Origin of the sequence: Clostridium sp. (assembly GCF_050717535.1) — a bacterium.
In the GTDB taxonomy this organism is placed as follows: domain Bacteria; phylum Bacillota; class Clostridia; order Clostridiales; family Clostridiaceae; genus Clostridium_AD.
Map to the genome: position 1 here is coordinate 15,478 of NZ_JBOITM010000071.1, position 14,914 is coordinate 30,391.

11 protein-coding genes are annotated in these 14,914 nt (G+C 30.1%); all 11 read left to right on the top strand.

Annotation, left to right across the window (positions count from 1 at the left end; all coding sequences use genetic code 11):
- Positions 1–82: 82 nt before the first annotated feature.
- The 11 genes from ACREVU_RS12420 to ACREVU_RS12470 all read left to right on the top strand — a co-directional run bounded on the left by ACREVU_RS12420 (position 83) and on the right by ACREVU_RS12470 (position 14,825).
- Positions 83–2,644: a DEAD/DEAH box helicase family protein gene (locus tag ACREVU_RS12420; protein WP_431551914.1), complete on the top strand. Its 2,562-nt coding sequence runs from the start codon at positions 83–85 to the stop codon at positions 2,642–2,644.
- 37 nt (positions 2,645–2,681) lie between these two features.
- Positions 2,682–3,299: a hypothetical protein gene (locus ACREVU_RS12425; RefSeq protein ID WP_431551915.1), complete on the top strand. Its 618-nt coding sequence runs from the start codon at positions 2,682–2,684 to the stop codon at positions 3,297–3,299.
- Positions 3,286–3,771, top strand: a complete 486-nt coding sequence (locus ACREVU_RS12430) for a hypothetical protein (protein WP_431551916.1) — start codon at positions 3,286–3,288, stop codon at positions 3,769–3,771. Before ACREVU_RS12425 ends, ACREVU_RS12430 begins: the two co-directional genes overlap by 14 nt.
- Positions 3,772–3,942: 171 nt before the next feature.
- Entirely contained in the window at positions 3,943–5,253 is a 1,311-nt protein-coding gene (locus tag ACREVU_RS12435; protein WP_431551917.1) for a tetratricopeptide repeat protein, read from the top strand.
- Positions 5,254–5,412: 159 nt separating this feature from the next.
- Entirely contained in the window at positions 5,413–5,577 is a 165-nt protein-coding gene (locus ACREVU_RS12440; protein ID WP_431551978.1) for a diguanylate cyclase domain-containing protein, read from the top strand.
- A gap of 410 nt (positions 5,578–5,987) precedes the next feature.
- On the top strand, positions 5,988–7,625 hold the full coding sequence (locus ACREVU_RS12445) for a dynamin family protein (RefSeq protein WP_431551918.1): 1,638 nt from the start codon (positions 5,988–5,990) through the stop codon (positions 7,623–7,625).
- Positions 7,615–9,000: a dynamin family protein gene (locus ACREVU_RS12450; RefSeq protein WP_431551919.1), complete on the top strand. Its 1,386-nt coding sequence runs from the start codon at positions 7,615–7,617 to the stop codon at positions 8,998–9,000. The genes ACREVU_RS12445 and ACREVU_RS12450 overlap by 11 nt, the downstream gene beginning before the upstream one ends.
- A 30-nt stretch (positions 9,001–9,030) precedes the next feature.
- On the top strand, positions 9,031–10,284 hold the full coding sequence (locus ACREVU_RS12455; protein WP_431551920.1) for a right-handed parallel beta-helix repeat-containing protein: 1,254 nt from the start codon (positions 9,031–9,033) through the stop codon (positions 10,282–10,284).
- 185 nt (positions 10,285–10,469) lie between these two features.
- Positions 10,470–11,735 (top strand): dynamin family protein, encoded by a 1,266-nt coding sequence (locus ACREVU_RS12460; protein WP_431551921.1) that lies wholly within the window; start codon positions 10,470–10,472, stop codon positions 11,733–11,735.
- A 14-nt stretch (positions 11,736–11,749) separates the two neighbouring features.
- Positions 11,750–12,661 (top strand): tellurite resistance TerB family protein, encoded by a 912-nt coding sequence (locus ACREVU_RS12465; protein WP_431551922.1) that lies wholly within the window; start codon positions 11,750–11,752, stop codon positions 12,659–12,661.
- Positions 12,662–12,689: 28 nt separating this feature from the next.
- A complete protein-coding gene (locus ACREVU_RS12470; RefSeq protein WP_431551923.1) occupies positions 12,690–14,825 on the top strand; it encodes a dynamin family protein in 2,136 nt (711 codons plus the stop codon).
- Positions 14,826–14,914 lie beyond the last annotated feature (89 nt).

Consider the following 14,914-nt stretch of genomic DNA (forward strand, 5'->3'; position numbering starts at 1 on the left):
ACTGGGGGATAACTTATCCACTATTTTATTCTAAAGTCGCTGTATACTTAAGTCATAAATTAAGAAAAGGGAGATGTAAAATATGAATAAATTCACTTGGACAAAATTTGATAACGAATTTATTAATAGTATCGTTTATTCTAAAAAAACAAAAATTGAGTTAGTGCCAACATTTATTACGGAGGACAATGATACACTAATACCTTTTATGGAGGATATCTGTCAATTTCCAGATGAAAAATTTGTTATTAGATATCGGACAGAAATTGAGTTTAGATTACTTAAAAAATGGCCGGAATTGGTCGCGAAAATTTATAAAAGTATAGAGCCTAAATCAGGCAATAATAATAACTCATGGATGCTTAACGATTTAACCAGTATGAAACTTACAGCAACACTTATAGGTGCTTATATATCAGCTCTTGCAGAGATTGGAGGTTCAAGTTTTGTATACGAAGATGCTTCAAGATTTTCTATACCAATTACAATAGATATGACAAAAAGTATTGCAAGTGATGTTCCATTATATGAATTTCAGAAAGAGGCAGTAGAAAAACTTACTGACAATTTTATAAAGCAAAATAAAGCAGCAGGACTCCTTGTTATGCCAACTGGAAGTGGAAAGACAAGAACTGCAGTATGTTTTCTTCTTAAAAACCTTGTAAGCAAAGGATATCAGGTTATTTGGCTTACTCATCGTCATATGTTAATTGATCAAACTGCGGATGCTTTCTATAATTTTGCACCACTTGTAAAACTGGAAAATAAAAACATCAAAAAAATTAAGATGGCCTGTATATCTGGAGAACACGCTACAATCAAAGCAACTGAAAAAGATGACAATATAATGATTCTTAGTGTTCAGTCAGTTTGCAGAAACCTTGATTATTTAAAAAAAGTTTTAGCAGAGAATGTTATTGTGGTAGTAGATGAGGCACACCATACAGTTGCAAAGTCATACCGTAAAACCATTGATTATATAAGAAAAGTACGTAAGAATGCAAAACTTTTAGGACTTACGGCAACACCTGTTAGAATGAATGACAAAGAAAGCAAATATCTTTTGCAGCTATTTGATAATAATATTATTTATAGCATACCAATGAGCGAGCTTATAACAAAACAAATTCTTGCAGAGCCAGAGTTTGAGAGAATTGAAACAGGCACAGATGTGGAGGCTATCACCAGCATAGATGAAGAAAAATTCATTAAAAAGTGGGGAGAGTTATCACCTTCCTTAGTTGAAAAAATTGCTCACTCCTGTGAAAGGAACGACATCATAGTGAATACATATGTTGAAAATAAAGAGAAGTATGGTAAAACTCTTATATTTGCTTTAAACGCTTATCATTGTATTTCACTATGTGAGGAATTACAGAAAAAAGGAATTCGTTGTGACTATATATATTCATTACATGATGGTAACGAGGCTAAAATTAGACGATTTAAAGCTGGAGAACTTGATGTTCTTGTAAATATAAATATTTTAACTGAGGGTAGTGATGTTCCAGATATACAAACCGTGTTTATTACAAGACCAACACAAAGTGACGTTTTGATTATGCAAATGATTGGGCGAGGTATGAGAGGAAAATCTGCAGGTGGAACAGAGAAAGTAAATATTGTTGATTTTTGTGATAAGTGGGATGTGTTCACAAAATGGCTTAATCCACAGTGGCTTATTGATACTAGAAAAATAGATCCTGATTCTAAAAAAGGCTATGGATCCAGAAGACCAAATTTTATTCCTTTGGAACTCTTTCATGATATTATAAACGGTATAAGTTATATTTGGGGCAGCAAGGCTAAAAAAACTATTGCGTTACCTGCTGGCTGGTATTCACTTCTTGATAGTGATGGGAATGATTATCACATGCTTGTTTTTGCAGATCAGATACATGGATTTAAAAAACTCTTAGAGGACAGAAAACATATTATTGAAGATAAATCTATTACAACGGAAGATTTGCAAAAATATTTTGGGGGATTTGAGATGCCTCCAAGAAATGAGGATTTAGAACTATTTTTAGATAATCTTAGAGAAGATAATGAAATGCCTCATATGTTTAGCTTTGAAGACCGTAAAATCATTGACCCTGCTATTGTAAGTCTAAAAATAAAGGATGAGAGATTAGATTTATTTGCTTATCCAGATGAACTTTATGAGGAAAATGAAATTATTGAAAATATCTTTGGAAGCATAGAGGCCTATAGGCAACGTATTTTTGATTTTATAAATTATAAAGATGGAATACCACCAATTGGAATAAAGGTAGAGGAGATGCCAATTGAGCTAATACCATTTAGACAAGAACCAATTTATGATATTAAGGTTCTTACAAAAGAAGTTATCAATGAAATGTTTGAGGGGGAATTTACAGGCATTAAATCTATTGATTGGACGGATAAGGTTTATAAACAATATTATGGAGTATACAGACTAGATGATAGTATTCGAATTAATTGTTTGCTTAACTCACCGGATGTTCCAAGAGAAACAGTTAAATATGTAATATATCATGAACTTTTGCACCACAAATATTGGAATCATGATAAGACTTTTAGAAAAGAGGAGCATAAGTATCCTGATTATACTGAACATGAAAGATTTTTAGATTTCGGGATAAGTAAATTTGAAATGTAAATATTAAATATTAAAAAGTTGAGGGGGATGAATGATATTGTATAAAAATATTAGTCGTATTAATATTGATAAGTTTGAGGATTTACTATTCAACTCAAATTTTACTCGTAAAGGAATTAAATTAGAAATACCAAAATTAGATATTGGCATTAATATTGACGGCGTATCATTTGCAGAAAGTATTTGTGAATCTCAATATTCGTGCTCATTTTTAAATAATGAATCACTTGATGTTGTAGAGCATAAAGGTAAAAAATATGGTTTGGGTTTAGAAATATGGGAGAGAAACCTAGATGATAATAAATATAGTATAAATATATCTTTGAGTTGTGATTGTGATGATTTTAATTCAGGATTTGGTGAGAATTTTTATCAAATAGAATTAGCAGATGCATTAGAAGATAACGAAAACATATATTTAGTTAGGAATATTACAAAATTTTTTAATAATGCATTAAGCTTAGAAGTAGATGAGTATGGTTCAGAAATATTGTTTTATAAAAATGAAAAATTTCTTTTAATTAGCAAATTTAAAAAGTCCTCATTTGATGACATAATTAAACATTATGAAATTTATAGCGATTTCTTAAAAAAATTTATTAAGTGTGCTTTCATTAATGAAGGATTTAAATTAGAATTTGATGATACAAAATAGGAAGAATAAAATGGGTAGCAGTTATGGTATTAGGTGTACCAAATGCGATTATGAAAAACAATTTAAGATTGGCATTGGTATGATGTATAGCCCGGATAATCTTCAAGATATAGATTCAGAGTTTTCAATATTTCCGAGTCTTATTAAATCTAAGAAAACATTAAATTTAGTAAGAGCATTGCTCAATGAAAAAAATGGAAGAATTTTAGGAGACTGTGGCCATGAGATTTTTGTATGTCCTAAATGTGGAGAATTCTATGAACGTTTTGCTTATAAAGTAAAATATGATGGTGGAGTTTTTGTACCAGAGTATAAATGCAATAAATGTAAGGCAGTTCTTTGTGAAGCTGCAGATGTAAAAAAAGATGCAGAAGGGCATAGGAAGGGTATCGATTTATCTGAATTTCATTGCCCTAAGTGCGGAAAGAAGAGTTTGATCGAAGACTTTAGTTATGTGATTATGTGGGATTGAGAAGGGTTGCTAGATAATAAAACTAATATTGGTGATTCATATTAAAATAAAAAATTAGGGATAGTATGCTACACATTTACCAAAAGAGGAGCACAAGTATCTTAATCATACTGAACATGAAAGATTTTTAGATTTTGGGATAAGTAAATTCGAAATGTAGGAGGATGTTTATTGAATATCTTATTTTTTAGAATAATATGGATGGAATTTTATAATGGAAGAAATAATGAAAGAAGCAGAATGCCTTATACTGGGGGTGAGTATGTAGATGAGTATCGTGAAGGTGGAGAGGAAAGTAACTTTTTAGATATAGATGGTTACTGTTACGGTTATTTTTCTACTAAATCTAGTAAAAGTGGACGAAATAAATTGCATATAGAAAAGCTTGAAGGTATAGACAAAAAAGCTAATAAAGCTGAAGATGTTTTAGTGGTTTGGGTTTCAAAAGATAAGTGGGGAAATCCTAAAATCGTTGGGTGGTATAAGAATGCTACAGTATATAGGGATTACCAAGATAAATATACACGTAATTGCTTTTTTAATGTTAAGTCAAAAGCTGAAGATTGTGTATTATTGCCATTAAGCATGAGATCTTTTGATGTTCCAGTTGCAGGGCGTAATGGTGTTCCTAAAGGTGAAGGATTTGGACAAGCAAATGTATGGTACGCATTAGAAGAACAATCTCAACCTGTGGTGAATAATGTTATTAAATATATTGAAGGATATAAGGGAATTAGAATAAATAAAGTGTTTAAGGACAGCGAAATTGAAGAATTAAGCTTTGAAAAATTTAATTCTGGAGATAAGTACTTTGAACGGGGAAATGAACATATTAATGCAGAAAAGAAAAAAAGAATAAAAGACTATGACTACTTAATGGCATTAAGATGTTTTAATTCTGCAATTGAATTTAACAAGGATGATAGTATTGCATTTTATAATAAAGCTTTCTGTCTGGCCAATTTAAGAAAATATAATAAAGCTATAGAGGTATATGAAAAAATTGTTGGTAAATTACCCTATGAATATGATGCTTATTTTTCATTAGGAAATCTTTATTACAAAATTGAAAATATTGATAAATCTATAGAAAATTATAACAAATCAATTGAAATAAATACTGAATTAGAAGAAACGTATTATCATTTAGCTAATGCATTAAAGTACAAGAATGATTATGTAGAAGCATTAAAAAACTATAAAATATGTATTGATAAAGATAATAAATTTCTAGAACCATACTTTGAAATTGCTGCAATAGAATACAATATAAATAAAGATGTAAATAAAGCAATTGAATACTATGATAAGATAATTGCAATAGATAAAGAAGATCTAGATGCAATGTACCAGGAAGCATATATATTTAAAGAAGAAGGAAAAACTAATTATGCACTTAATATAATAAATGATGCATTAGAAATTGATGGCGAAAATACATGGTTTTTAGATTTAAAAGATAAGATTATTCATAATAAATAAGTAATGTTGTTAATGATACTGCTTCGAATTAGACTATGGTAGCTCCGCATCTTTTGATGGGGAGTTTATTTTTGTCTACTGCATTTCAATAAGACTTCTTAAAAAAGTTATTGGAAGGGTAAATTTTCATGGATGGCTGATTGTACAATTAAATTATAAATAGAAGTTTATGGTCATAGTGAGGGGGATAAGATTCTAGAAGAAGTTGGTAGTATTCTTAGAGCAAATACCAGAAAGACTGATACAGTATTTAGAATAAGTGGTGATGAATTCGTAATTATTTTTCTAAATTCAACATTAGAGGTGGCAAAGAGTATTTGTTAAGAATCTGAATGAAGATCGAGGAGTTAAAGGATGAGGATAAGAGTAAGTATGAAATAGGTTTAAGTTATGGCATTTAAGAATGCAACTCTAATAATAAAATAGCGGCTAGTGAATTAATAAAAGGGGCAGATGAGGATGTATGTTAGTAAGAAAATGAAAATGTAAGAAGGTAAGAATTAAAGCATTAATTATCTATCATTGTTAGATTTTTTTAAATAATATGGTAAAATGATGTAGTTATATATATAATTATAATATATTTTAAAATTTCTCAATTAAAGTTATAAAATGTATGGATTCAATAAAAGTTACCTATCTAGAAAATTATAATAAAGAGAGTTATATAATGTGGATTTAACAATCAGAACAGATTACTAAATCAAAAAAAATACAATGAGGAGATGTTTATTTTGAAAACTTTAGAATTTACAACTAAGTATAAGGAATTGTTTATGAACTGCCTTGAGGTTTATAAAAGATATGAATTGCCTACTGACTCAATTAATTTGATTATGGAAGAAATAGAAAATTTCAAGGTAACAACACCTGTAATTGGGAGTTTCAGCACTGGAAAAAGCTCAATGCTTAATGCTATTTTAGATGATAATATCTTAGCTACGCAGATAACTCCAGAGACTTCTGTTCCCACAGAGATATATTATGGAGATAATAACGTATTTCTGCTTAACCATGGAGAAGAAGAGAAAATTGGAATTGATCAATTTAAAAATAGAGTGCTGGATGCAAGTACTACAAAATTAGTAAAGCTTGAGTACAAGCATGATTTTCTAAGAGAGATTAGAGATGTAAAAATAGTTGACATGCCTGGATTTGATTCAGGACTTGAATTACATAACAAAGCAATAGATGCTTATCTTCCTAGTAGTTTAGCTTATATTATAACTTTCAGTGCTGATGAACCGGTTATTAAGGCGAGTATTACTAACTTCTTAAGCGAACTTAAGCTGCATGAAGTTCCTGTATATATTGTAATCACAAAATGTGATAAGGTAAACCCCGAGGAATTAGAAAAGTGTAAAGAATTTATGGAAACTAATATACCTAAACTCCTCGGAATTAGTGATGTAAGAATTGCTTGTGTAAGATCAAAGAAAAATAAAGATGTAAGCCAAGTAAAAGAGATCCTTCTTGAAATACAGGAAAAATCACAGCAGATATTTAAGAGAAGCTTTTCTATTAAATTAAAAAATTCTGTTTCATTAATTGAAAAATATATATTATCTAGATTAGAAAATAAAGAACTTTCTAGCTCAGAACTTGAGCAGAAGGAAAAGGAATTGGTAAAGGGTATAGCTGAAATTATGAGTAAGCTTGATAAAGAAAAAGGAGTTTTTGAAATACAGACACAAAAGTGTATTGAGGAAATTAAAATTAAAATAAGTTCTGATTTGTCTGCAGCATCAAGTTCTCTAGAGACAATGATATTAAATGGAACTGATATTAAAGAAAAGGTGAACTTAATTGTAAGAAATGCAGTTATGGTAGGTATTAAAAGTGAGTTTGAGCCAAGGCTTCAAAAATATTTAAAGAATGTTGGAGATATTGTTAATGTTGATGTTTCTATTGATGCAGAAGTAAATATTGATGGCATGAAAATTGCAACGGATACTATGGTGAAGGATATTGTAGTAAAGTCAATACCTGCTATTTTTGCAGCTGTTGGAATAGTGCTGGGAGGACCCATAGGAGCTATAATTGGTGGAGCAATAGCTGTTTTTGTTGAAACTTTATTTAAATCAAAACAAGATAATAATAAACATGAAATTGCAAAACAAAAGGTTCAAAATGAAATTATACCCTCAATTGTGGCACAAGCTGGAAGTTCCGTTGAGACTGAGATAATTTCCTATGTCGCTGAAATTAATGAAGAGATACAAGCTGACATAGAAAACAAAAGGGAAGTTTTGCAAAAATCTCTTGAAGATATCAAAAAACAGAAACTAGAGGAAGAAAAACTTCAGAAGCAACAATTTATGGAGTTGAATAATGATTTGGAAAAGGTGAGGGGTTTAGTAAATGGAATATGAAGAATTAGAACTACAATATTCAAAGATAAAAGAGGAGTTTGAACTCTTTAAAAACATTGTTAAACCTAACAGCGATATATCATTAAAAATTGATTTAAGTAAAATTGAAAAGATTATAAATGAACGTGTGCCCACAGCATTAGAACAGAATGCACCCCCAAACTTTCCGGAACTGTATTTTGATTTTAAATATGAATATGGTAAATTTCGTGAGTTTATTTTATACGAACATCTTATTGGCAAAAATATTGTGGCACTAGGTGGTGGATTTAGTAGTGGTAAATCAAGTTTCATAAATTCCTTGATGGGTAAATCAATACTCCCTGCTGAAATTGACCCATCTACTTCTGTGCCAGCGTATATTGTTAATGGTAAGGACACTACAGTCTATGGAGTTAATGTGTTTGACACAAAGATTGATATGAATATAAAAGATATTAAAACCATCGCCCATGGCTTTGGAGAAATAGAGGATGAACACAGTAAAGTATATTCTGATGAGGTAACCTTAGGTCATATTCTTAAAAGCATGTTTTTGTCTACACCCTTACAAGAGTATAAACATATAGCACTTTTGGATACCCCAGGATACTCTAAAGCAGATACATCTTCTTATTCCGCGAAGACCGATGAGAAGATTGCAAGAGCCCAGCTTAACTCTAGTAATTATATATTATGGTTTATTCAATCGGATGCAGGAACAATTACAGAGGAAGATATAAAATTTATCAATTCCTTGAAGAAGGAAATACCTAAACTTATCATTATTAGTAAAGCGGACAAGCCCGGTAAAGAAGATATAAAGCAGATTATAGAAAAAGTTAGAGGAGTATTAGATATAAAGGGCATTCAATACGTAGACGTGTTTGCTTACTCAAGAAATAAACCTAATGAGTTTGATAGTGCAAAAATAAAATATTATCTTCAGATGTGTGATAATGCTGTTTTCGAGTCGACCTTTGCCTATAATTTTAAGGTTCTGTTTGTAAAATGTAAGGAATATTACGAGAATATTATTGATAATGAAAGCAAGCGATTAAACAGGCTAAATACTGCACTTACTTTATCAGATAACACTACAGTAACTGAATGCCTTTCATCCTTGATTAATGAAATTAAACGTAATATTCATGAACTAAAGGATATAAGTGCAAAACTAAAAGCTTTGCAAGATGAATTCTTTACAGAAATTAAGATTATAAGTGATGTTGTTGGAATTAAAATGCCTGAGCCCTCCGAAATTGATTTATTAAAAGATAAAATCAAGGATCCTCTTGAACTTATAAATGAAAATAAGGAACGATACGGTAAAAAGTATGATATAAAGACTGTTAGAAAGATAACAAGTTTAATAGGTAGTTTAGGACGTAGTTAAAATTCAAATAATATTGAAGGAGGCGTTTTTTTGAAGATTTCACACCCAATGGAAAATAAAGAATTATACGTAAAGGAGTACTATTTAAAGGCCCTCTGTAGCTTAGTTAATTGTAATGATGTTCTATCAAATATACAAGTTAGTCTTTTGGAGAAACTAAAGAATGATTTTAAAATTGTAGAGCCACTAAGCAAATATCAGCAAAGTGCACTTACTGGGGATGATGCTTTTATAGAAGAACTTAATTATTTACTTATGAACAATGTTTTAAAGTATTGTTTTATTATTGATGCATTAATAATAATAAGTACTGATGAAAACAAATGCGATAAGCAAATTGAATTAGTCACTGGTTTTTGTGAGGTATTAGGGATCACAGAGAAAGAAGCAAATGTATTAATTGAATTAACTAATTCAATAGCAAAGCAGGATTCTGAGTCATCTGAAATAATTTTATGGAACCTGCCCCAAACAATAGAACCGTGGATATTCGAGTTTTATCTGGCTCCCTTTGCAAAGCATCCTTTAGTTAGACAAAATGATAAACAACTCAGTTATTATTCAAAGGAAAAGAAACCATTAAAATTAGGTGTCGGGGTTGAAAGTATAGAAATAACAGACAAGGATTTTGAACTTAAAAATCTAACAGTTGATATGGAAAGGTTAAAAATACTAATTTCCAACTGTGAAAATGTGTTTATAGAGAACTGTGATTTTTTTATGTCAAGTAATAATATAGTATTTAAAAATGTAAAGAATATTGTGATAAAAAAATGTAGTTTTATGGATTTTAAAGAAAGGGTTATTATTGTTGAAGATTGCTCTTTTACTATTATATCGGAATGTGTTTTTAATAATTGTGGTTTTACATATGATACTCTATCTGATCAAGTTGGTGGGGTCATAGTTGGGCGTACAGGCAAGTTAACGGTTGAGTCTTCAAAGTTCATAGATTGCTTTATTAAAAACTACTATAAGTTTGAGAAAGAAATTAGTGAATTTGTATATGAATACAAACCATACTATGCTATAGCTTACATTTCAAATGGAGAAATAACAGTTTCTAACTCAATGTTTAACAATTGTTGGTCTTATGCAAGAGATGATATGAAAAATAGCTTTAATAGTATGTTGGAGTCTAATTGGCCTAGCTTTATGAAACCAATGGAAAAGGAAAAAACCTATGATGAATTGTATCGTTTAGAGAGGGGACTATTTCCTAAAGAGGGTACATCATATTCCCAGTGCCAGTTAGTAGATTCAGATAGCATAGTATTAGAATAAATAACGTACCTATGCTAGGTGGGGTCTTTTGTATATCAAATATGTTCTATGTAAAGAAGAGTAAATGCAAACAAGCAGTTATTTAGAAAGATTATGCGAATTCTGGTTTGAAAACAAGAGATTTTTAGATCATTACAAAGATATTATATACATTAGATTTAACTTAAACAAAAGGTGGTATAGTTATGGATAATATAAATTATATAGAACTATTCTCCAAAATAACAACTGATAGCAATAATACAGGTTTATCTGCTGAGCTAATAAAATTAAAAGATCTAATAGACAATGATATAGTGAATTTTTTAAAACAGGATTCTCCAATAAATAGCGCCCAGTTATACTTTGATTTTAAGTACCAATACGAAAGACTAGTAGAGCACACAAGGTTTATGGATATTAATGGTAAGAAGATAATAGCCTTAGGCGGTTCCTTTAGCTCAGGGAAATCTACCTTCGTTAATACATTGTTAAAAAAGTCATTATTACCTGCAGAGATAACAGCTACAACATCGGTACCCACATATATAATATCCGGTGATAATAATGTACAAGCTATTAACATATTTAATTCACAAATAAAGTTAACTGAAAAGGAATTAAAAATGTTGACTCATGATAGCGATGAAAATGATGTAAATTTTGGTCACTTGTTAAGGAGTATATTTGTGCAGACCAAAGAACTGGGTTTCCAAAATATTGGATTTTTAGATACTCCCGGGTATAGTAAATATGATGATGCTAACTATAGTGATAGGACAGATGAAAAAATAGCTAGAGCTCAACTAAATTCTGCTGATTATATATTTTGGTTTGTCAAAGTAGATGATGGAACTATAACCGGCAGTGATATAGAATTTTTGAAAACCTTAAATCCTGAAATTCCTAAATCCTTGATAATAAGCAAATGTGATAAATTGAATACAGAAAATCTAAAGCAAGTATTTATTGAAATATCAAGTAAAATAAAAAGCTTAGGGTTAAATATAGAAAACATATTTTGTTTTTCACGAGCTAAGCCTGAGAGATTCGATATTGTAAAAATAAATCAACTGATTGAAAGATTGAATATACCTAAGGCAGAGAAGAACTTTGCTGAGGAATTTATTGCTATCTTTAAATCAGTAGAGAAATACTATGATGATTTATTACAAGATTGCCGTAGGCAGTTTAACAGATTGAATATTGCGATGACAAAATCTGAGGACGAACAAGTGATAGATTGCCTTAATAGTTTACATCGTGATTATAAGCTGAGTATTAAGAAATATTCAGATAAAGTTAATGATTTAAAAAGAATATGGAGTGAATTTTCTTCTGTGCTTAAAGTAGAAAAGAAATCAGAATTAAAATTCACTATGGAGAACCAAAATGTTTTTTCGAAAATGGTTGGGACCTTTAGTAGCTCAGAAAATTGTTACGCAAATATAGTAAAAAATAGAAGAGAATGAAAGGTGGATTTAACATGAATACTTCGGTTCATCCTTTAAAAAACCAGGATGTATATATTAAAGAACTTTACATTTCAATGCTCTTTGCTTGTGCAAGCTGTGACGGGGAGATAAATCCCTCAGAAAAGAGTTATATAGAGAAAATATCTGATAGTGTAGATTGTAATGTTGAAACCTGTCTTGAAAAAATGTATCGTGATTTTGATAAACTTACAGAAGCTTTTAGCTTGGATTTCACAAATAACAATATAATCTATTCTTTCGTATGTGATGCATTTTTAACTGCATATTCTGATGAAGATATAAATGATACAGAGGTTAACTTTATTTCAAAAATAGCTGAAATAGCTAAACTTGATATGCGGTTATTTGAATATTTTTATCAGATTGCAGAACTTTCAAGAGAAAATTCAGAAACAGCATATCTTATAGCAATCTTATCAAGACCGAAATCTATAGATTTCGGATTATTTAGATGTTATTTTAATTTTTATAATAAAAATGTACTAATGAATAATTCATATATAGAAAGAACTTTAAAAACACTTGATAATTTGAGTAAGGCAAAGAAAATTGCTCAAAAATTTATAGCTAAAAATAATAGTCTTCCAGATGTAGTGAATTTCCTATATGCTGATTTCCAACCTCTTATAGAAGATTCAGCTGAGGATTTAGAGGATTTATGTAAGGAATTAAAGGAACATACAGGGCAAAATCTCTTTATTTCAGAAGACGATGTTTATTGGGAATTAGTTGATGATTTGCTTGAACTCAACCATCTATGTGATTTACTTTTTGTTGATATAGGCCAAATAGAGCTGCTAGGTAAAAAGATGAACTTAGATATAGTAAAAAGAATGAATGAGATAATGATATCTAATGATAAAATAATTAAATATTTAATTGAACTAAAATATAACATTTGATCCAAAAGTAAAAGGAGAGATAGTTAACATGGGTATTTTTAATAAATCACAGGAAAACCAAGTAAAATTTAACGAACTTATAAATAAAATCGACGATATTAATAGTAAGCTTGAAAAATACAACAGTAATGATATAGATATGTCATCAATTAGAAAAATAAAGCAAAATTTTATTACTAAAACAGATGACTTCTTTAGGGAAGATAGAAAGCTTAATATAGGAGTAATCGGACAAGTAAAGGCTGGTAAGTCCTCGTTTTTAAACACACTTATTTTTGATGGTATGGAGATACTGCCTAAAGCATCTACTCCAAAGACTGCAACTTTAACCAAAATAGAATATTCCTCAGAAAATTCTATCGTAATTGAGTATTATACAATGGAGGAGTGGAAGAGTCTTGAGGAGAAAGTCCTTGTTGATTCAGAATTAAATGAATACGCCGTGGCTAAAGAAATAATTAATATGGTAAAGAAAAATGGAATTACTCCTCACAATTACTTAACAAAAGGTACTGAGTCTATAAAGTTCGCTTCATATGTAGATCTTATGAATGAACTTAATACTTATGTGGGTGAAGATGGAAAAATAACTCCACTTGTTAAGTCTGTAAAATTAAATATTAATAATGAGTATTTAAAAGAGATATCTGTTGTAGATACTCCAGGGCTAAATGATCCTATAGCTTCTAGAACTGACAAGACAAAGCAATTTATTGAAATGTGTGATGTGGTATTTTTCTTGAGTAAGGCAAGTGGGTTTATTGATAAGAGTGATGTAGATTTGCTAACAGCTCAGTTACCTCAAAAAGGAGTAAAGCGACTGGTCCTTATTTGTAGCAGGTATGATGATGGATTAGCGGACACTATTTATGATAAAGGGGGTCTCAGTGAGGCTGATGTGGATACTAAGCATAGGCTTAAAAAGCACGCTATTAAAACTTTTGATAAGATAATAGATGGATATACAAAGCGTAATGTATCTCGCGAATTTTTAAGTATAATAAAAGAATGTAAATCACCAATATTTGTTTCCTCAATGACCCATAATATGTCTCGTAAATCAAAAGAAGATTATAATTCTCAAGAAATGCAGGCATATGAGAATCTTAATGTTTATGATGAAGTGGATAATAATGCACTTGAAAGAATCGGAAATATGGAAGAAGTAAGAAAGATTTTTAATGAGGTTATCCTTCAAAAGGAAGAAACTTTAGAGAAAAAGTCCTCTTCTTTTATTCCAAACACCCTTCAAGAAATAAAAAATGAACTTGGAACCCTGAAGCAAACAGTAGAAAAGCGTGTTAACCTTTTATTAAACAATGACAGAGAACAGCTTATAAATGAAAAAAAATATATAGCAACTCAAATTAATAGTATAAGTGCAAATATTGAAAATGTATTTGGTGAGTTGAACATTAAGCTTGAGCAAAGTAAGGTAGAGGCATTGAGAAATTTAAGAGAGGGAAGTAAAGAGTATTCGAACTTATCAGAGAGAATGGGTACAGAAACTCACTATGAATCTCACAATGTGTCAACCGCAAAATGGTATAACCCATTTAGCTGGGGGACAAGTAGGACCGAACAAAGTAGCTACGATGAGCGTTATTACTATTTGGATGTTTCAGATGCTCTAGAAAACATTAGAAACTATGCAAATGATGCAACTAACTCAATAGAACATATGTTTTATAAATCTGTAGATATAGCAAGTTTAAAGAGAAAATTACTTAATGTAATTATTGAAAACTTCGATGCTTCAGATGAAAATTATGATCCGGCTTATTTCAAACTTCTTGCAGAAAAGACTCTTAGTGACATTAGCTTACCTGTTATTAAAATTGATATCTCAGAATTTTTGAATAGTGTTGCGGGTAAGTTCTCCGGAGAAATAAAAAATTCATCAGAAAAATCAAATTTAAAATCCATGCTTGCCAGCGCTATAAGTCATTTATTTGATGAAATTATTGGAAAGTTTGTTGATGAGCTAACAAGCTTTAAATCGGAGCTTGAGCCAATAAAAAATGGGTTTGCTGAAAAGTTACTTGTTAACATAAATTCAGAGTTTAACATTGTATTACAGCAATTTGAAAACAAAGAGTATGAAATTCAGATGGGAAAAGAATTTATTACCGAAATTAATACATTGATAAAAGAGTTAGATTAGCTTGAGGGAAGTCTAATTGAAGAAAAGATTAAGCTTTAGTTAACTGAATACAACTCGAATAATAGAATGGGGGTTGTAGATAAATAAGT